The sequence below is a fragment of the Mesorhizobium sp. M0040 genome, assembly GCF_040323505.1.
Classification (GTDB): domain Bacteria; phylum Pseudomonadota; class Alphaproteobacteria; order Rhizobiales; family Rhizobiaceae; genus Mesorhizobium.
In genome coordinates, this window is sequence record NZ_JAMYVA010000003.1 from 228,374 (window position 1) to 247,614 (window position 19,241).

Annotated in this window: 15 protein-coding genes; 8 read left to right on the forward strand and 7 right to left on the reverse strand. The window is 62.5% G+C overall.

Annotation, left to right across the window (positions count from 1 at the left end; all coding sequences use genetic code 11):
- Positions 1 to 136 precede the first annotated feature (136 nt).
- The 5 genes from NKJ91_RS04395 to NKJ91_RS04415 all read left to right on the forward strand — a co-directional run bounded on the left by NKJ91_RS04395 (position 137) and on the right by NKJ91_RS04415 (position 7,935).
- The gene (locus tag NKJ91_RS04395) at positions 137 to 1,714 is read left to right on the forward strand and encodes a trimethylamine methyltransferase family protein (protein WP_352454599.1); all 1,578 of its coding nucleotides are present in this window, start codon (positions 137 to 139) and stop codon (positions 1,712 to 1,714) included.
- A 130-nt stretch (positions 1,715 to 1,844) separates the two neighbouring features.
- On the forward strand, positions 1,845 to 2,348 hold the full coding sequence (locus tag NKJ91_RS04400) for an endonuclease domain-containing protein (RefSeq protein ID WP_352454600.1): 504 nt from the start codon (positions 1,845 to 1,847) through the stop codon (positions 2,346 to 2,348).
- Positions 2,345 to 4,930, forward strand: a complete 2,586-nt coding sequence (locus tag NKJ91_RS04405) for a GcvT family protein (protein ID WP_352454601.1) — start codon at positions 2,345 to 2,347, stop codon at positions 4,928 to 4,930. Before NKJ91_RS04400 ends, NKJ91_RS04405 begins: the two co-directional genes overlap by 4 nt.
- 88 nt (positions 4,931 to 5,018) lie before the next feature.
- The gene (locus NKJ91_RS04410; RefSeq protein WP_352454602.1) at positions 5,019 to 6,596 is read left to right on the forward strand and encodes an ArnT family glycosyltransferase; all 1,578 of its coding nucleotides are present in this window, start codon (positions 5,019 to 5,021) and stop codon (positions 6,594 to 6,596) included.
- A 25-nt stretch (positions 6,597 to 6,621) separates the two neighbouring features.
- Positions 6,622 to 7,935, forward strand: a complete 1,314-nt coding sequence (locus NKJ91_RS04415; protein ID WP_352454664.1) for a M24 family metallopeptidase — start codon at positions 6,622 to 6,624, stop codon at positions 7,933 to 7,935.
- Between the two features lie 109 nt (positions 7,936 to 8,044).
- Here the strand turns inward: NKJ91_RS04415 and NKJ91_RS04420 are convergent, their stop codons facing one another.
- Both NKJ91_RS04420 and NKJ91_RS04425 read right to left on the reverse strand, forming a co-directional pair.
- A complete protein-coding gene (locus NKJ91_RS04420) occupies positions 8,045 to 8,845 on the reverse strand; it encodes a phosphate/phosphite/phosphonate ABC transporter substrate-binding protein (RefSeq protein ID WP_352454603.1) in 801 nt (266 codons plus the stop codon).
- An 83-nt stretch (positions 8,846 to 8,928) separates the two neighbouring features.
- Positions 8,929 to 9,930 (reverse strand): fatty acid desaturase, encoded by a 1,002-nt coding sequence (locus tag NKJ91_RS04425; RefSeq protein WP_502903553.1) that lies wholly within the window; start codon positions 9,928 to 9,930, stop codon positions 8,929 to 8,931.
- Positions 9,931 to 10,167: 237 nt separating this feature from the next.
- On the opposite strand from NKJ91_RS04425, the gene NKJ91_RS04430 reads away from it, so the two are divergent.
- Together NKJ91_RS04430 and bmt are read left to right on the forward strand one after the other, a co-directional pair.
- Positions 10,168 to 11,010: a helix-turn-helix domain-containing protein gene (locus NKJ91_RS04430; protein WP_352454605.1), complete on the forward strand. Its 843-nt coding sequence runs from the start codon at positions 10,168 to 10,170 to the stop codon at positions 11,008 to 11,010.
- An 88-nt stretch (positions 11,011 to 11,098) separates the two neighbouring features.
- Positions 11,099 to 12,115 carry a betaine--homocysteine S-methyltransferase gene (gene bmt / locus NKJ91_RS04435; protein WP_352454606.1) on the forward strand — a complete coding sequence of 339 codons (1,017 nt, stop codon included), beginning with the start codon at positions 11,099 to 11,101 and terminating at the stop codon, positions 12,113 to 12,115.
- A 149-nt stretch (positions 12,116 to 12,264) separates the two neighbouring features.
- Here bmt and NKJ91_RS04440 read toward each other — a convergent pair whose 3' ends face one another.
- The 5 genes from NKJ91_RS04440 to NKJ91_RS04460 form a co-directional block, all read right to left on the reverse strand.
- Positions 12,265 to 14,367: a vWA domain-containing protein gene (locus NKJ91_RS04440; protein WP_352454607.1), complete on the reverse strand. Its 2,103-nt coding sequence runs from the start codon at positions 14,365 to 14,367 to the stop codon at positions 12,265 to 12,267.
- A gap of 2 nt (positions 14,368 to 14,369) precedes the next feature.
- Positions 14,370 to 14,930: an RNA polymerase sigma factor gene (locus NKJ91_RS04445; RefSeq protein WP_352454608.1), complete on the reverse strand. Its 561-nt coding sequence runs from the start codon at positions 14,928 to 14,930 to the stop codon at positions 14,370 to 14,372.
- 68 nt (positions 14,931 to 14,998) lie between these two features.
- Positions 14,999 to 15,754, reverse strand: a complete 756-nt coding sequence (locus NKJ91_RS04450) for a dienelactone hydrolase family protein (protein WP_352454609.1) — start codon at positions 15,752 to 15,754, stop codon at positions 14,999 to 15,001.
- A 104-nt stretch (positions 15,755 to 15,858) separates the two neighbouring features.
- Entirely contained in the window at positions 15,859 to 16,488 is a 630-nt protein-coding gene (locus NKJ91_RS04455) for a hypothetical protein (protein WP_352454610.1), read from the reverse strand.
- Positions 16,489 to 16,636: 148 nt separating this feature from the next.
- Positions 16,637 to 18,211 carry a trimethylamine methyltransferase family protein gene (locus NKJ91_RS04460; RefSeq protein ID WP_292654762.1) on the reverse strand — a complete coding sequence of 525 codons (1,575 nt, stop codon included), beginning with the start codon at positions 18,209 to 18,211 and terminating at the stop codon, positions 16,637 to 16,639.
- Between the two features lie 308 nt (positions 18,212 to 18,519).
- Here NKJ91_RS04460 and NKJ91_RS04465 point away from each other — a divergent pair, with 308 nt between their 5' ends.
- Positions 18,520 to 19,218, forward strand: a complete 699-nt coding sequence (locus NKJ91_RS04465; protein WP_023676506.1) for a cobalamin B12-binding domain-containing protein — start codon at positions 18,520 to 18,522, stop codon at positions 19,216 to 19,218.
- The last annotated feature ends 23 nt before the right edge of the window (positions 19,219 to 19,241 follow it).

Genomic DNA, 19,241 nt, shown 5'->3' on the forward strand with positions numbered 1-19,241 from the left:
GATAAGAGCCTGACGATCCCTCCGGCTGCCCTTCAGGCATGTCGCTTCCCTCGTCCTAGTGGTCGCCGCCTCCGCAATGGCTGGCCGACCGGCAGTCCATTATGCCGCCGCATTGCCGCAGCGTACGAGGACTATCATGACCGCCGCCCTTCAGCCCGCCGAACCTGCATTGGCAAACGACCGCGCCCGTCGCGGCGGCCGCGCGGGAAAGCGTGCCGGCGGATCGGCGGCGTTCGAGCAGCCTCCGTTTCGGCAGTTGAAGAACCCGCTGGCGCCGACCCGGCTGGTTTCCGACGACGAGCTGGAATCTATCCACCTCGCCTCTCTGCGCGTGCTGCGGGAAATCGGCGTCGACGTGCTGCATGACGAAGCCCGGCGCATTATGAAGGCGCATGGCGCCGATGTCCGCGAAGGCAGCGAGCGGGTGCGCTTCGACAGCGACATGATCCTGGAACTGGTTGCGCACTGCCCGCCGGAATTCACCATCCACGCCCGCAACCCGGCGCACAACGTGCGCTTCGGCGGCGATAATCTGATCATCTCGATGATGGCGTCGGCGCCCAATTGCTCCGACGTCGACCGCGGCCGCCGGCCGGGCAACCAGCAGGACTACCGCAACTTCCTCAAGCTTGCGCAGATGCACAACATATTGAACTGCACGGGCGGCTATCCGGTCGAGCCGATCGACATCCATCCGTCCGTCCGCCACCTTGAATGCATCCGTGACCTCGCCACGCTGACCGACAAGATGTTCCACATCTATTCGCTCGGCAAGGAGCGCAACGTCGACGGCATCGAGATCACCAGGATCGCACGTGGCATCAGCCATGAGCAGTTGCTTGCAGAGCCGTCGGTATTCACCATCATCAACACCAATTCGCCGCTCAAGCTCGACGTGCCGATGATGGAAGGCATCATCCAGATGTCGAGCAAGGGTCAGGTGGTCATCGTGACGCCCTTCACCCTGTCCGGCGCCATGGCGCCGGTGACGATTGCCGGCGCGCTGGTGCAACAGAATGCCGAGGCGCTGTCCGGCATCGCCTTCGCGCAGATGGTGCGCAAGGGCGCGCCTGTCGGCTACGGCGGCTTCACCTCGAATGTCGACATGAAGTCCGGCGCGCCGGCCTTCGGCACGCCGGAATATATGAAGGCGCAGCTGGTCGGCGGGCAGCTCGCCCGCCGCTACAACATCCCCTACCGCACCTCCAACACCTGCGCAGCCAACACGGTCGATGCGCAGGCCGCCTATGAAAGCGTGTTCTCGCTGTGGGGCGCCATCCAGGGCGGCGGCAATCTGATGATGCATGCCGCCGGCTGGCTCGAAGGCGGCCTGCGCTGCTCCTATGAGAAGACCATCCTCGATATAGACCTGTTGCAGATGGTCGCCGAGTTCCTGACGCCGCTCGATCTTTCCGAGGAAGCACTCGGTTTCGACGCCATACAGTCGGTCGGCCCCGGCGGCCATTTCTTCGGCACCCAGCACACGCAGGACCGCTACAAGACCGCGTTCTATGCGCCTATTATCTCGGACTGGCGCAATTTCGAGACTTGGGCGGAGGCCGGGTCGCCGACGGCACTCGAAAAGGCCAATCGCGTCTGGAAGGAACGGCTGGCGTCCTATGAAGAGCCCTACATGGATCCGGCAATCCGGGAGGAGCTCAACGCCTTCGTCGACAAGCGCCGGGCCGAAGGCGGCGCGCCGACCGATTTCTGATCATCTGATGAGTAGTCGACCCCCACTCCGTCGAGCTTCGCTCGACACCTATCCCCTGATCGACGGGGTAGAGGAAGGGCGCGACCTTATTCCAGCCAGCCCCCTTCCTCTCCCTCTGGAGGTGGGAGAGGTGGCGGAGGTGGGAGAGGTGGCGCTGCGAAGCAGCGACGGAGTGGGGGAAGCCGTTCATGAAACGCGCAGTCGCCGCAAAATAGGTACAACGCAGCGATCACGAAAACTCAGGCAAGCAGGCAACCAGGCGGAAGCACTGCTTTGGCTTGAACTAAAGGCGCACAAGCTTGGCGGCTATCGCTTTACGCGTCAGTTCTCCATCGGCGCCTTTTTTGCAGACTTCGTCTGCGGCGAAAAATGGCTTGTTGTTGAAATCGACGGACAACAGCACGCCGGCAGTTCATATGACCGCCGCCGCGATGATTTCATGCGCGCCCAAGGCTACTCGATCCTGCGTCTTTGGAACCATGACGTCCTGAAACATCGTACTTCCGTCTGTGAAACCATTCTTGCCGCGCTTGATGGCAGGCTGGCCGGAAACATCGCTGTATCCGATCTCCGCTTTGTTTTCGCGCCCCGCTCACTCGATTCAATCTCTTCAAAAACGGATCTATCTTCATGAAATCTCATGCAAAAGCGGTTGTCATCGGCGGCGGGGTCGTTGGCTGCTCGGTGCTCTATCATCTGGCCAAGGCTGGCTGGACCGACATCATGCTGATCGAGCGTTCGGAGCTCACTTCCGGCTCGTCCTGGCATGCGGCGGGCGGCTTCCATACGCTGAACGGCGATCCCAACGTCGCCAAGCTGCAGGCCTATACGGTGCAGCTCTACAAAGAGATCGAGGAGATTTCCGGCCAATCCTGCTCGCTGCACCTGACCGGCGGCGTGATGATGGCCGACACGCCCGAGCGCATGGACTTCTTGCGGCTCGCCCACGCCAAGGGCCGCTATCTCGGTATGGACACCGAACTGATCACGCCGTCCGAAGCCAAGGCGATGTTCCCGCTGATGGACGAGACGAATTTCGTCGGCGCCATGTGGGATCCAGTCGAGGGCCATCTCGACCCTTCCGGCACCACCCATGCCTATGCCAAGGCCGCCAGGAAGCTAGGCGCCGAGATCGTACTGCGCAACCGCGTCGTGGAACTGACGCAGGAGGTCGACGGCACCTGGAACGTCGTCACTGAGCAAGGCACAGTCAAAGCCGAGCATGTGGTCAACTGCGGCGGCCTGTGGGCGCGCGAGATCGGTCGCATGGTCGGCGTCGAACTGCCGGTGCTGGCCATGGAGCACATGTATCTCCTGACCGAGCCGATGCCGGAGGTCGAGGAATTCAACAAGTCGACCGGCCGCGAGATGATTGGCGTGCTCGATTTCAAGGGCGAGATCTATACCCGCCAGGAACGCAACGGCATCCTGCTCGGCACCTATGAAAAGGCCTGCAAGCCGTGGTCGCCGGTCAACACGCCGTGGGATTTCGGCCACGAGCTGCTGCAGCCCGACATCGACCGCATCGCGCCGTCGCTCGAGATCGGCTTCAAGCATTTCCCCGGCATCGAAAAGGCCGGCATCAAGCAGATCATCAACGGCCCCTTCACCTTCGCGCTGGACGGCAACCCGCTGGTCGGCCCGGTGCAGGGCCTGACCAATTTCTGGTGCGCCTGCGCCGTCATGGCCGGCTTCAGCCAGGGCGGCGGCGTCGGCCTGGCGCTGTCGAACTGGATGGTCCAAGGCGACCCCGGCTTCGACGTCTGGGGCATGGACGTTGCGCGCTTCGGCGAATGGGCAACGCTGCGCTATACCAACGCAAAGGTCCGCGAAAATTATTCACGCCGCTTCTCCATCCGCTTTCCCAACGAGGAATTACCGGCGGCAAGACCAGCGCAGACGACCCCGCTTTACGACACCATGCTCGCCAACAACGCCGTCATGGGCGACAGCTGGGGTCTCGAAACCCCGCTCTGGTTCGCGCCGAGAGGCTCGGAGCCGAAGGACGTCGTGTCCTTCCACCGCTCCAATGATTTCCGCCCGATCGGCGAGGAGGTGCGCGCCACCCGCGAGAGGGTCGGCGTCACCGAGATCGCCAACTTCGCCAAATACGAAGTCTCCGGGCCCGGGGCCGAGGACTTCCTCAACCGTCTGATGACCAATCGCATGCCGAACACCGGCCGCATCGTGCTGACGCCCATGCTGAACGAGTTCGGCCGGCTGATCGGGGACTTCACCATCGCCAAGGCGGGCCCAAGGGGTGGGGAAGAACGCTTCATGATCTGGGGTTCTTCGGCAGCGCAAAAATACCACATGCGCTGGTTCGAGAAGCATCTGCCGAAGGATGGAAGTATCCGCATCCACCGCTTCGACCAGACGCTGGTCGGTCTCTCCATCGCCGGGCCGAAATCCCGCGACCTGCTGCAGAAACTGGTCGATGTCGACATCTCGACCAAGGCCTTCCGCTTTATGGATTTCCGCGAAATGGCGGTCGGCGGCGCGCCTTGCATGGTCAATCGCATCACCTACACCGGCGACCTCGGCTACGAGATATGGATGGCGCCTGCCTACCAGCGCCTGGTCTACAAGGCGATCAAGGAGGCTGGCGAAGAGTTTGGGCTTGTCGATTTCGGCATGCGGGCTTTGCTCTCTATGCGCCTTGAGAAGAACTTCCCGACCTGGTTCCGCGAGCTACGTCCGATCTACGGACCGTTCGAAGGCTCGATGGACCGCTTCATCAAGCTGGAGAAGAACGACTTCATCGGCCGGGAAGCAGCGGCCAAGGAACAGGCAGAAGGGCCGAAACTGCGCCGTGTCTCCTTCATCGTCGATGCCGCGGATGCAGACGTCATGGGCGACGAGCCGATCTGGGCCAAGGTCGGCGGCAAGGATTACGGCACCGTGGAAAAGCCGCATGGCTATGGCGCGCCGCGCTTCGACGCGGGCGGCAAGGAAGTGCGCGGCTCGAACGCCGCCGAAGGCGCGTCTGCCGTGCGCGGCATCGTCGACGGCGACTGGCGCGTGGTCGGCTGGGTCACCTCCGGCGGCTATGCGCATTATGTCGAGAAGTCGATGGCGCAAGGCTATGTACCGGCAGCGCTTGCCGAGAACGAGAGCGCCGGGCTGTTCGAGATCGAAATCCTCGGGCAACGGCGGCCGGCACGCATCAATGTCGAGCCGCCCTTCGACCCGAGCGGCGAAAAGATGAGGACGTAGGCGCAGCCAGCCGGTCGCATTGTGCGGAGCATACTCTTCATGCTAGCGCAGCCGGCAACACTCTGCTGGCAAGGGCGATGAGATTTCATTGAAGTACAATCTGAGATGGGCCGAGTGGCTGGCCGAGGGACGGATCGGCCCGTTCCCGGCGGCGATCGTCATGGTCGCGGCTTACTTTGCCTTGCAGACCATCATACTGTCCCTGTTGAGCTCTTGGGCGGGAACCGGCGTCGGCATCGATGATGCGGAGCAGCTGATCTATGTTCCGTATCTCTGGGCTGGATATGGCGGCTCGCAACCACCCCTGTACACCTGGATCAACTGGCTGGCCGCGCATGTTTTCGGCACCAGTATCTTCACGCTGAAGCTCGTCAAATACTCCGTGCTGTTCCTTGCCGCCTGCAGCGTGTTCGCCGCCATGCGGCGGTTCGGCTACACCAAAGCGACAGCGGCGGCGGCCATGTTCGGCCTGTTTACGATCCCGCAGATCGTCTGGGAATCGCAGCGCGCCTTGTCGCATTCCGTCGCCGTCGTCGGCTTCTGCTCGCTGCTCCTGCTGGCCATGGCCTATCTTCTCGAGCGGCGAAGCATGATCGCCTATGCGGCGTTTGGCTTGGCCACCGCGGCGGCAATTCTTGCCAAATATAATGATGTCTTCCTCGTGGTGGCCCTTGTTGCGGCCGTGCTGTCGCTGCGCGAATGGCGCAGCGCGATCCTCGATCCGAAGTTCGCCATCAGCATAGCGGTCGCGATATTGGTGCTGGCGCCAACCACCTATTGGAGCCTCATGCATCCCGCCGATTTATTGTCGAGAGGCGAAAAGTTCGGAATAGACGCGCAACAAGGGCGCGTGGCGGCGGCCTTTGTCGGCGCCGGCAAGTTTATCATGGGCACCTTCAATTTCGCGGTCTTGCCCGTGCTCGTTTCCGCCCTGGCTTTCTGGCTGGCGAAGTTCCGTTTCTCGGAGCGGCATCCGGAAGGTCCGGCCCGGGAAATTCTGTTGTGGCGTACCTTGGCGCTCGGCTTGGCCATGCTGGCAATACTTGTACTTGCCACCGGCGTGACGGTGGTCAAGGACCGCTGGCTGCTGCCGGTCCTGTTCATGTTGCCGCTGGCCATCGTCGCCACCATGGAACGGCTGGCGCCGCGCGGCAGGAATGCGCAGCTCCTGGTGATCGCGGCTGGAGCGATCATCGCCGTGCTGCTCGCGCCCGCCACCTGGTACGTCCAGGTAAACGGGACCAGTGGCCTCTCGCGGATGATCCGCGTGGATTACCCCGCCCTCTATCGCCAACTGACTGCGGACGGACCGGTCAAAACCGCAATATCTGATGGTGCATGGGTCGGAAACCTGCGGTTGGTCGACGAAAAACTGGTCGCACTTGATCAGGAAGTGCCTAATTTCGAAACGCTGATGCAGGAGCCGGCCGTACTCGTCTGGCTTGACCGAGACGATCCGCGTCCGGTCATTTTGGAGCAGCTCAAAGCGGCCGGCTATGAGCCGGACGGCCAACCACGGCAAATGATGGTTCCGCTGTTGCGCGGCACCGGCAAGTCCGCCCGGGCCGGCGCCTATGTAAGATTGAAGAGAATGGCGGTGGGAGAAGCCACGGCGCCCAAGGAAGGCGTTAGCGGAGGAGCCGAGGGTGGACAGGAACCCGACTGACCGGCCCCGTCATCACCGCAAGATCATGCCGTTCGAGCCCGACGGCTCGAATGATGTGCTGCGCAAAAAATCGCAGCTGAAGGCCACTGAACTCAACCAGCATGCGCTGGGCTATGGAGCGCTGGCGGAAGCCGAATGGCAGGCGGCGGGCATTGCTGCTCCTGACCTGCCCGCCATGCGCCGATACCGGCTCGAGCGCATCCGCGCCGAGCTGAAGCGCCGCGACTATGCGGGAGCCCTGCTCTACGATCCGGTCAATATCCGCTATGCCACCGACGCAACCAACATGCAGCTCTGGGTCGCACACAATCGGACCAGGCATTGTTTCGTTGCCACCGATGGCCCGGTGGTGCTGTTCGACTATTTCTCCTGCGAGCACCTTTCCGATCATTCCGGCGTCGTCGACGAGGTGCGGCCGGCGGTGTCGTGGGCTTATCTGTACAGCGGCGAGCTGACCGGTCAAAAAGTCCGCCGCTGGGCAGCCGGCATCGCCGACCTGGTATTGGAACATGGCGGCGGCAATCGCCGCATCGCAGTCGACCACATCAATCCCGAGGGCATCGAAGAGCTCGCCCGCCTCGGCATCTCGACCGGCAATGGCGAGGCGGTGATGGAAAATGCGCGGCTGATCAAATCGCCCGACGAAATCCTTGCCATGCGCCGGGCGATCGCCGCTTGCGAGGCGGCAATGGGCGAGATGGAGAAGGCGCTGAGGCCTGGCATCTCCGAGAACGAATTGTGGGCCGAACTCCATCGCGGCAACATCGCGCGCGGCGGCGAATGGATCGAAACCCGGCTCCTGTCGTCGGGTCCGCGCACCAATCCATGGTTCCAGGAGTGTTCGTCGCGGACGATCGAGGCCGGCGAGCTCGTCGCTTTCGACACCGACCTGATCGGTCCTTACGGCTTCTGCGCCGACCTTTCGCGCACCTGGCTTTGCGGTGACGCGCCGCCGTCGCAGGAGCAGCGCGACCTGTTCCGCATCGCCGCCGACCAGATCGCCCACAACACCGAGCTGATGCGGCCGGGCGTATCGTTCCGCGACCTCGTCGAGGGCTCGTCAGTGCCACCGGGAGACTGCTTCCCGGCCCGTTACGGGGTGCTCTATCACGGCGTCGGCCTTGCCGACGAATACCCGACTTTGCCGCATGCTAGCGACTGGACCGACGACACACCGGACGGAGTGCTCGAACCTGGCATGGTGCTGTGCGTCGAGAGCTATATCGGTCGGCTTGGCGGCTACGAAGGCGTCAAGATCGAAGAACAGATCCTGATCACTGAAACCGGCAACGAGAAGCTTTCGACCTACCCGCTCGACAATCGGCTGCTTGGCGGCTGAGCGACGCTAATGCATGTCGCGCAAAAGTGTGCAGCGGCTTTGCGATAACGACATGCATAAAACAAGAATCTAAAGCGCGTCGCATGAGGCCGACCGAACGCGACGCGCTCTATGCGAGCGCGGCGATCGCCTCGCGCATCGCAGCGACGATCGTTTCCGGCGTTGTCCTGGCCGTGATGAACGGCAAGCCTTTGCGCCGCCTTGTCCAGCCGACGACCGTCACCTTCTGCGCCGCCGGCTCGAAACTCTGCGCCAGCGCCCAGCTCTCGCAATCGATCGCCGCGACGTCCGCCCTGCCCTCGGCAACGGCAACGATCGAAGCACGGTGCCCACAGCTTTCGCTCAGCGCGGAAAAGATATCCAAACTCTCGCCCAATGCTTGCAGGTCGCGGGCTGGCGCGATGATGCCCGACATGGAATCGAGGCTGTTGAAGGTGAAGCGCTTGCTGCGAAGCTGATCGAGCGGAATGACGGCACCGCCGTCGGCCGGCGCCCTTGCCGGCGGTGCCTCGCCCGCCCTCATGACGATGGCGCTCGAATAGAGTTCGCCCTGTCCACCCTCGAAGGCGTCGTAACGCGGCTGGCCGACGAGCTGGACACGCTGCGACAGGCCGAGTTCCATCGGTCCCCAGCAGGTTTGCGCAAAGAGCAGCGCCGGATGCAGCCAGAGCTGGTGAAAATCCAGTTCGTCCGGCGGCAATGTCGCCGGATCGGGCGCGATGGGTTTTCCCTGATCATCGCGAATACCGCCAGGCACGGGGGGCAAATCGCCGGTGCGGCGGATGATCGTCTCCGGCGCATCGATGCCTTTTTGTCTGAAAGCATCGCGCAGCCGCGCCCATTGCGCGTCGACATCGTCCCGCGCTTCCGGCCAGTCGTACATCGGCAAAGCCGCAATGAATTCGCTCATGCCGGGATTTGACCGTTATGCGGGGAAATTGACAAGGTCAGGAAAGCGTCGTCCGCGCGGCACCGCCTGCAACAACGCAAGAATCATTCTTTCGGCGGCTCGGCGGGTACCGGCGCACTGCCAAGCCCATTGAGGCTGCGTGCCCTGACACGCGGCTTGAACGCGCGTCCCGGTTCCGGCATGCGCCGCAGCACGGGATGGACGACCGGCTCCTTCGCCTTGAAGGCATAGGCCTTGAGCAGCGCGAAATAGTTCGGATAGGCGTAGCCATTGTTCATCCGCAGCCATTCATCGCGGCGGTCGCGAAACACCTTCGGCAGCCTGTACCAGGCCACCGTCGGGCTCTTGTGATGGACGAAATGCAGATTGTTGTTGAGGAACAGGAAGGACAGCGGCGAGCGCTCGACGATGATCGTGCGGCCTTCCGGATGTTCAGACCATTGGTGCTCGGCGTAGGTGCGGATCGAAATCAGCGACTGCCCAAGCCACACCGGCACCAGTATGTAGAGCCATAACGGCATGCCGAAGCCGAACTGCACGACAGGCAGCACCACGACGAGGCCGATCGCATGCAGCAGCCATGCCTTGCGGATGGAATTGTCGCCCGCAGCAACCTGCCTGGCGTCGTCGATGAAAAAGCCGATGCAGGAAAGCCACGGGCCTAGCACCAAACGCCCGATCATCGTGTTGTTGACCTTCAGCAGGAATTTCATCGCCGACGGCAGCTCCTCGTGCTGCCAGAGAGCCTTGTAATAGCTTTCGGGATCATCGAGCGGATCGGTCAGGCGCTCGTCTGCATGGTGGCGCAGATGAATGGTCTTGAACCGGCGAAACGGCCAGACAAGGCCAATCGGCAGGAACACAAAGGCTTCGTTAAGCCGCGCATTCCGGGTTGGGTGGCCGTGCAGGACCTCGTGCATCAGCGAGGATTGCAGCGCCGCAATCAGGGTCAGAAAGGCGAGTGCCAGCAGCGGGTAAGAGGGCCAGAGCAGGAAGCCGGTAGCGAGCCAGCCGCCGTAGCAGAGAAGTGCGAGAAATACGGTCGGCCATTCGATGGTCGCTGCGCCGTGTCGCTTGTTGCCCATGCTCGTCATGCTATCGACCACTGCCTTCCAGTCGCCGGAACCCGTTTGATTCCTGACAACATTGTGTCAGGAGCGTTGCGTCGGCGCAACGCGATAAAGCGCACAAACTGTTGCGATTGCGCATTTTCAGCTGCATATGTTATGTATTGTAAACAAGCTCGTAGATTCATTTGCGCTCGAAACGCCATGTAGACCGCTTCGGCGCAAAATTTTGCTCACGTCAGGGAGAGTAGGGATTTGGACAAGCGCGACCTGTCGACGATCTTTCGCGAGCGCCTGAAAATGCTCTTGACAAGGTCCGATTTGAACCAGTCGGCCTTCGCCGCCGCGGTTGGCATCGACCGTTCGGCACTGTCGCAGCTGCTCTCCGGCGCCTCGACCCGCCTTCCCCGTGCTGAAACGCTGCTCAACATCGCCGCCGAATTCAAAGTCTCGCTCGACTGGCTGCTCGGCCTCAGCCACGATGAGGGCGTCACCGGTGAAATCCGCGAGAGCCTTGAGATCGAGGAGGCGCCGGACGGCTTCGACCGCACGCTGCTGGCTCGCTGGCATGCCGAGGCGGCGGGAACGAAAATCCGCTACGTGCCGGCCGGCATTCCCGACCTTCTGCGCACCGAGGCGCTTGTCGACTACGAAGCCGTCATCGCCAACAAGAGCCGCGAGGCACAGGCCGGCGAAACGCAGTACCGCATCGACTATAACCGCCGGCCCGAAACCGACATGGAAGTCTGTATGCCGCGCCACACGCTGGAGATCTTCTCGCGTGGGCTGGGCGTGTGGGACCGCTTTCCGGAGGCCGACCGCCACCAGCAGCTCCTCCATATGGCGACGCTGCTCGACGACCTCTATCCCACCTTCCGCCTGTTTCTCTATGACGGGCGGATGCGCTATTCGATCCCATACACCATCTTTGGACCCTATCGCGCCGCCATTTACGTCGGCGACATGTATCTGGTGCTGAACGCCACGCAGCCGATCCGCATCCTGACCAGCCATTTCGACAATCTGATCCGTGCCGCGGACGTCAACGCGCATGAAGCGGCCAGCTTCACACGAAAGCTGGCGGAGATGCGATTTTGACCGGTTGCTCTACGCGCCGACATTGACGGCACATAAAGAATTCTTTATATCCTTATCTCAGTTATTCTTCCGCGAAGGCGTATTTCACATGACCAATCCGATCGACGCTCTGCTTGCCGAAAAGGGCGTCCTGCTCGCCGATGGCGCCACCGGCACCAATCTGTTCGCCATGGGCCTTGAGGCCGGAGAGGCTCCCGAGCTCTTGAACGAGACCGCGCCCGACACCATCACCAGCCTGCACCAGAACTTTGTCGATGCCGGCGCCGACATCATCCTGACCAACTCTTTTGGCGGCACCCGCCATCGGCTCAAGCTGCACCACGCGCAGGACCGCGTCTATGCGCTGAACAAGCGCGCGGCCGAGATCGCAAGCGCCGTCGCCGGCAACGCTGGCCGCAAGGTGATCGTGGCCGGCTCCGTCGGCCCGACCGGCGAGCTGCTGGTGCCGCTCGGCGCCATGACCTATGACGAGGCGGTCGAAGCCTTTGCCGAGCAGATTGAGGGGCTGAAGGCCGGCGGCGCCGAAGTCGCCTGGATCGAAACCATGTCGGCGCCTGACGAAATCCGCGCCGCCGCCGAAGCCGCCATCCGCGTCGGCCTGCCCTATACCTATACCGGCTCCTTCGACACCGCCGGCCGCACCATGATGGGACTGCTGCCGAAGGACATCCACGGCGTCGTCGATGGCCTGTCGCAGACACCGCTCGGTGTCGGCGCCAATTGCGGTGTCGGCGCCTCCGACATTCTCGCGTCGCTGCTCGACATGACCGAGGCGAAGCCGGAAGCAACGGTGATCGTCAAGGGCAATTGCGGCATTCCCGAATTTCGCGGTGCCGAGATCTACTATTCCGGCACACCCGAGCTGATGGCCGACTATGTGCGCCTCGCCGTCGATGCCGGCGCCAAAATCGTCGGCGGCTGCTGCGGCACCTCGTTCCAGCACCTCGCCGCCATGCGCAAGGCGCTCGATGCGCACACCAAGTCGGATCGCCCGACCGTCGAGCAGATCGTCGAACGCATCGGCCCGATGCGCAACAAGCAGGCTACGGTCAACGTCGCCGAGACCAGCGAAGCCCGCCGCGAGCGGCGCCGCGGACGCGCCTGACGCTTTCGTCTGCGACATGGTCCGCGCGAAGCAGTGCGGCCGCGAAAAAAGGCCGGCAAGGTTTCCCTCGCCGGCCTGCCTCACCCGCCCGTAGGCCGGCTCCCCCTATCAGAACGATCCCATCTGAAAGAAACCGGCCGTCATTGCCACTACCGGTTACCGCCGAGCGCCGAGGCAAGGCGCGCAAGCGAGAGGAACTCGGACCGGTATCCAAACGGGTCGGCTCCTCTGGCGGCGGTGGCAATCTCCATGATCTTGTCGTAGCCGAACTTCGCGGTCGCATCCTCGTCGCGCAGCTTCTGGCCGAAGGCAGCAACGGCAACGGAGAAACGCTGGTCGGTGCTGGCCTGGTCGAACGACGCCACCTCGTTGGCTGACGTTACCGGCGTGGTGATCAGCTTCGAGGTGTCCTCGTTCGGCAGCTTGTAGCGGATCTTGACGAAAGCATATTCGTCGGCATTGGCGACACCGCCATTGTTCACCGAGGCCTGGCCGTAGCGCAGCTGGTCGATCTGTTCGCCGCCGCTGCCCTTAGGCGTGATCTCGTAGATCGCGGTGACTGAATGACCTGAGCCGATCTCGCCGGCATCGACCCGGTCATTGTTGAAATCCTCTCGGTTCAAGGCGCGGGTTTCGTAGCCAATCAGCCGGTACTCCGAGACCTTGTTCGGGTTGAACTCGACCTGGATCTTCACGTCCTTGGCGATGGTGAACAGTGTCGAGGAGGCATCCTCGACCAGCACCTTCTCGGCCTCCGCCAACGTATCGATGTAGGCAGCAGTGCCATTGCCGTTCTGGGCGATGGTCTGCATCATCTGGTCGTTCAGATTGTCGCGGCCGAAGCCGAACACCGACAGGAATACGCCTGTCTTGCGCTCCTTTTCGATCAGCCGCTTCAGGTCGTCGTCGTCGGTCTGGCCGACATTGAAGTCGCCATCGGTGGCGAGCATCACCCGATTGATGCCGTCCTTGACGAAGGATTTCTGCGCCAGCCTGTAGGCTTCCTTGATGCCGGCCTCGCCTGCCGTCGAGCCGCCGGATGTCAGATTGTCGATGGCAGCGAGGATCTTGTCCTTTTCCGAAGCCTTGGTGGGCTCCAGCACGGTACCGGCATCGCCCGCATAGGTGACGATCGAGACGGTGTCGTCAGGTCTCAGCTTGTTGACCAGCAGCCGGAAGGCCGACTGCAGGAGCGGCAGCTTGTCCTGCTCGTTCATCGAGCCCGACACATCGATCAGGAAGACCAGATTGGCCCTGGGCTGCTCGGCCGGCTTCACGTCGAAACCCTTGATGGCGACATGCATCAGCCTGGTGTGCTCGTTCCACGGCGTCGGCATGACGCTGACGGTCGAGTTGAACGGCGTCGAGGCGGAGTCCGGGCCTTTCCAGTCATAGGGGAAGTAGTTGACCATCTCCTCGACGCGAACCGTGTCGGCCTGCGGGATAAAGCCTTCCTTCAGCGAGCGCCGGACGAAGGAATAGGAAGCGGTGTCGACATCGATCGAGAAGGTCGAGACCGGGTCTTCAAGTGCGGCATGCACGGGGTTGGTCTTGAAATTCTCGACACGGTCGCGGTTTTCCTCTTGCGGCAGCATCTGGTCGGCCGGCGCAGCGGCGGGCTGCTGTGCCATCAGCTTGGGCTCGGCAACCGTGCCAGGCATGCGTCCGACCCGCGCGCCGCCATCGACTGCCGGAGCCGCGGAGCTTGCACCCCCATCCAGCGCGAACTCGCCGCTCTGCGCCGGTTCAGGTGCATTGCGGCTGAGCACATCCTGCTGCGTCAGCCCGCCGACCGCGGTCGATTCCGCCTTCGGCGGCGATGTCGGCGCCACAAGCGCCTCGCCGGTGTCGCGGCTTTCACTGTCGGCGTCCGCCTTCTTCTGCTTGTCCGCTTCGGCAACGACCGGCGGTTTGACGGTCGCCGGTTTGTCAGCCAGCGTTTCGGTGATCTTACCCCCGCCGAATTTGGATTCCCCCAGCATATAAATGGTAGCGTATCCGGCGATCGGCAGGGCAACGAGCCCGGCAATGGCCGGCGTGGCGAAGAGTTTCTTTTGCATGATTTCGCTCCAGAGCCTTTGTGCTCGCTCTGTGAGACGAAGCCCGCTCACCGATCCTTGGGCGCCCGGCAAAGTTTTTTCTTCCATGTCATAGGCGCGCAGCGCGGCCTGCAGGGCACGCGCCTTTGCATCCGCATCGGGCGCCGGTGCAGCGATATCGCGCAGCCTGTTCAGTTGATTGTCGTCGACCATGGTCACACTTCCCCGGCTGAACGCATCAGCGTCTTCAGCCGTTTCTTCGCTTCATGGATGTGCCAGGAAACCGTCGTCTCCGAGATCGCCATCGCCTCGGCGGCGGCGGCGTGGCTCAGCCCTTCGCCATAAACCAGCAGCACCGCATCGCGCTGCTTGTCCGGCAGCTTGCGCACCGCTGCCCAGAGCGCCTCGGCCGGGTCTTCCGGCTCAGCCGAGATTTCCCCCGAAATCAGCGCATAGGCGCCATAGGCCTCGGTCTTGACCGTCTCGCGGGCGGTCTTGCGCATCATGTCGCGCGCCGCATTCAGCGTCATGGTGTAGAGCCACGTCGTGAAGGCACCGCTGCCGTGATAGTCGCGGATCGCCCGCCCGAGCCGGACGCAGACTTCCTGGGCGATGTCCTCGGCGTCGGCCTTTTTCCCGCACCAACGATAGGCGGCGCGATAGACGAAACCATAGTGCCTTTCGAGCAACTTGCCGAAAGCACCCCGGTCTCCGCCCCTCGCCCGCCCGATCAGTTCGGCGTCGGAGGCTTCGCTTTCGTCCAGCATCATCGCCATCATTTGCCTGTTGGACGAAGGCTAATGGCGGTTCCTTGGGGCGATGGAAAGAATTTTTTGGCGGGCGGTCACGTCGTAATGGTTGGCGTGCCTTGGCCGAGCGTCTCCGCAAACAGCGTCGTCAGCCGCTTCCAGTGGCGTTCGGCGCCGGCTGCATCGAAGGCACTATGGTCCGGCATGCACCAGCCATGCGCCATGCCGGCATAGTTCTCTATGACATGATCGACCTCGGCGGCGCCCAGTGTTTCGGCCAGCCGCGCCGATTGCTCCGGCGGAAAGCTGCGGTCCACACCGGCAGTGCCGATATAGACCCTTGCCTTGACCGAGGCGGCCTTCCGATGCGGACTGTCGGCTGCGTCACCAGCCAGATTGCCGCCGTGAAAACTGGCCGCAGCGGCGATGCGATCGGGATAGCTGGCCGCCGCGTTCAGCGCCCGCGCTCCGCCCATGCAGTAGCCGACAATGCCAACCGGCCCGGCCAGGCCTTGCGCAGCAAGTGCATCGAGGAAAGCGCCGCTGTCGCGGATCGTCATCTCCTGGGTCGTGCCGCCGAGGAGACCTGTGATGGCGGCCTTGCTCCTCTCGTCGCCGAACGCAGTCTTGGGATCGAACGGACCGTAGGGCGCATTGCGGTAAAAAAGGTCCGGCACAAGCACCGCATAGCCCTCGCCCGTAAGCCTTTCCGCCATCTGATCAAGCGCCGGTCGCGGACCGAAAACGTCCATGTAGAGGATGATCGCTGCCTTGGCTGGGGCCGCCGAACGGAACAGCCGGGCCTTGGCAATGCCGTCGCTTGTCTTGATTTGCATCGCTTGCGTGGCCATCATCCGCTCCGTTGATCTGACGTGCGATAGATACCCGCGGTGACCGTCGCGGCAAGCTGTAATGAGGCGATCTGCTTCAAGATTTCGTGCGGCATTCGGCGACGCTACAGACGCGCGAATGCTGCCATGTGAAAGGCCTGAACCTCGGCCGGATAGCGATAATCGGTACCGTAAGGACAGGCGTTGCGTTCGAGGCAGCCGCCGGTCCGACAGGGCGCGCCGTTTTGCCCGCGCACATGGGCCAGACAGGTTTCATGTGCAAAACCATCCGCAGAATAAGCCTCTACCGGACAGGATTTCAGGCAAGGTTTTTCCAGACATGTATCGCAAAGGTGAATCACGTCGCGGGGTTCTTGGAGCGCAATTTCGTCTTCGAACAGCAGCGCGCCGCGATAGGCATGCCAGAGCCCGTATTGCGGATGCATGAGAATGCCGAGCGGTGACGGCTTCAGCCCCTCCGCACGTATCGCCCATTGCTGGAACGGCAGATAAGGCCTGTCGGACGGTGACACGGCGCGCGCCCCGAATTTTCCGGCCACCGCGCCGATCACTTCGCGCGACCATCTGTCGAGCGGATCGTCGATCGGCTGTGACTGTTTCTCCAACCAGCGCAGGAAGTGCGGCCAAGGTGCGGCACCCGCCTGCCCCACCAGCAGAACGGATCTGGCGGCAGCGCCGGAGAGACCGGAAGGTGTTTCCTCACCGCCCGCAAAATCGAAGCCGCCGCGAAGCATAAGGCCGTGAGCGGAAAGCGCAGCCGCGATTGTTTCAGTCATGCCGCGCTCGGGATCATCCCTTCTTGTCCGGGTCGGAGAAGGCACTCCGCCAGACTTCCTTGTGGATGATGTTGGCGACTTTAGCCCCGCCTGATTCGGGCTCCTTTCAGGTGAAGGCGTCGGCCATCGACGCCTTCTTCCTGGCGATGAAGTCCTTCAGCCCATCGTCGATGCCCGGATCGAGATACGGCGCCTCGTAGCTTTCCAGCCAGCGGCGGGCGAGCTCGTTGGCGCGCTGCGGCGCGGTTTTTTCGCCTTCCGCCAGCCATTGCTCGTAAGAATTGTTATCGGCGATGTTGGAACGGTAGAACGCGGTCTGGAAATTGGCCTGGGTGTGATCGCAGCCGAGATAGTGGCTGCCCGGGCCGACCTGGCGGATGGCGTCCATCGCCTGGCCGTTTTCCGACAGGTCGACACCCTCGGAGAACTTCTGCGTCATGCCGAGCTGGTCGATATCCATCATGAACTTTTCGTAGCAGGAGGCGAGACCGCCCTCGAGCCAGCCGGCCGAATGCAGCACGAAATTGGTGCCGGCGAGGATCGTCGAGTTCAGCGTGTTGGCGCTTTCATAGGCCGCCTGCGCATCGGGGATTTTTGAAGCACAGAGCGAACCGCCGGTGCGGAACGGCAGGCCGAGCCGGCGCGCGAGCTGCGCCGCGCCATAAGAGACCAGCGACGGCTCCGGCGTGCCGAAGGTCGGCGCGCCCGACTGCATCGAGATCGACGAGGCGAAGGTGCCGAACAGCACCGGCGCACCCGGCCGGATCAGCTGGGTGAACGACGCCCCCGCCAGAACCTCGGCTAAAACCTGCGTCAGCGTGCCGGCGACCGTCACCGGGCTCATCGCACCGGCAAGGATGAACGGCGTGACGATGCAGGCCTGATTGTGGCGCGAATAGACCTTCAGCGCTCCCAGCATGGTCTCGTCGAAGACCATCGGCGAGTTGGCATTGATCAGGCTGGTCAGCACCGTGTTGTTCTCGACGAAATCGTCACCAAACACGATCTTGGCCATCGCCACCGTATCTTCAGCGCGCTCGGGCGCGGTCACCGAGCCCATGAACGGCTTGTCCGAATATTTGATATGGCTGTAGACCATGTCGAGATGCCGTTTGTTAACCGGCACGTCGACCGGCTCGCAAACCGTGCCGCCCGAATGATGGATCGACGGCGCCATATAGGCGAGTTTCACGAAATTCCGGAAATCCTCGATCGTCGCATAGCGCCTGACGCCGTCGAGATCGCGCACGAAGGGCGGTCCATAGACCGGCGCGAACACTGTCGCGTTGCCGCCGATCTGCACCGAGCGCTCGCCGTTGCGGGCGTGCTGGGTATAGACGGACGGAGCGGTCTTCAACAGCGAGCGGCAGAGGCCCTTGGGGAAATGCACCCGCTCGCCCTTGACGTCGGCGCCCGCCTCTTTCCAAAGCTGCAGCGCCTCGGCGTCGTCGCGGAAGATGATGCCGATCTCCTCCAGCACCGTGTCGGTGTTCTTTTCGATCAGCGCCAGCCCTTCCTCGTCCAGCACTTCATAGACGTTGATCTTGCGCTTGATATAGGTGAGCTGTGTGCCGGGGCCGCCGCCCGAACGTGCAGCCCGTCGGGCTGCGGCGCCACCGCTGGCAGCGCGCCCGCGCCGTGCGTTTGACGCTTCCTGATCGACCGGCGCGTTCTCACTCATAATCGTTCTTCCCTGGCTTTCGTTCTGGCCTGATTTACTCCGGCCGGGCTCTTGCACCGGCCTGAAATCCGTTTGCGGCCGCATATTGCGGTCTCTGGCCGGATCGTAGCCATGCACCCTATTCGAAACGGCCCGCCAGCGCCAACGCCTGTCGCAAAATCGACAAGAATTCCAAGAGATTTACGGTCGCTTTCGTTTTGCGGGAAGTCGCAAATCAGCTATGGACAACCGGCCCGTGCGGGTTAGGTATTGACGCGATATTTTTAAGCTGCCGCAACAGTTGTAGCCGGCAAGGAGCCTGAGAAAAAATGGCCGACGACGAGATCATCCTTTCGGAACTCTCCGACGACGAGTTGGTGCAGCAGATGCACGACGATCTTTATGACGGGTTGAAGGAAGAAATCGAGGAAGGCACCAATATCCTTCTCGAGCGCGGCTGGGCGCCTTACAAGGTGCTAACCGAGGCTCTGGTCGAGGGCATGCGCATCGTCGGCGAGGACTTCCGCGACGGCATCCTGTTCGTTCCCGAAGTGCTGCTGTCGGCCAACGCGATGAAGGCCGGCATGTTCATCCTGCGTCCGCTGCTTGTCGCCACCGGCGCGCCGAAGCAGGGCAAGATGGTGATCGGCACCGTCAAGGGCGACATCCATGACATCGGCAAGAATCTGGTCGGCATGATGATGGAAGGCGCCGGCTTCGATGTCATTGACCTCGGCATCAACAATGCAGTCGAAAAATATCTCGATGCAATCGAAAAGCACCAGCCCGACATCATCGGCATGTCGGCGCTACTGACGACGACCATGCCTTACATGAAGGTCGTCATCGATACGATGAAGGAAAAGGGCATTCGCGACGACTATGTCGTGCTGGTCGGCGGTGCGCCGCTCAACGAGGAATTCGGCAAAGCCGTCGGTGCCGACGCCTATTGCCGCGACGCCGCGGTGGCGGTCGAGACTGCCAAGGACTTCATGAAGCGCAAGCACAACGTTCGCGCTTCGGCCTGAGCCAATAAGTCCGGCACCGACGA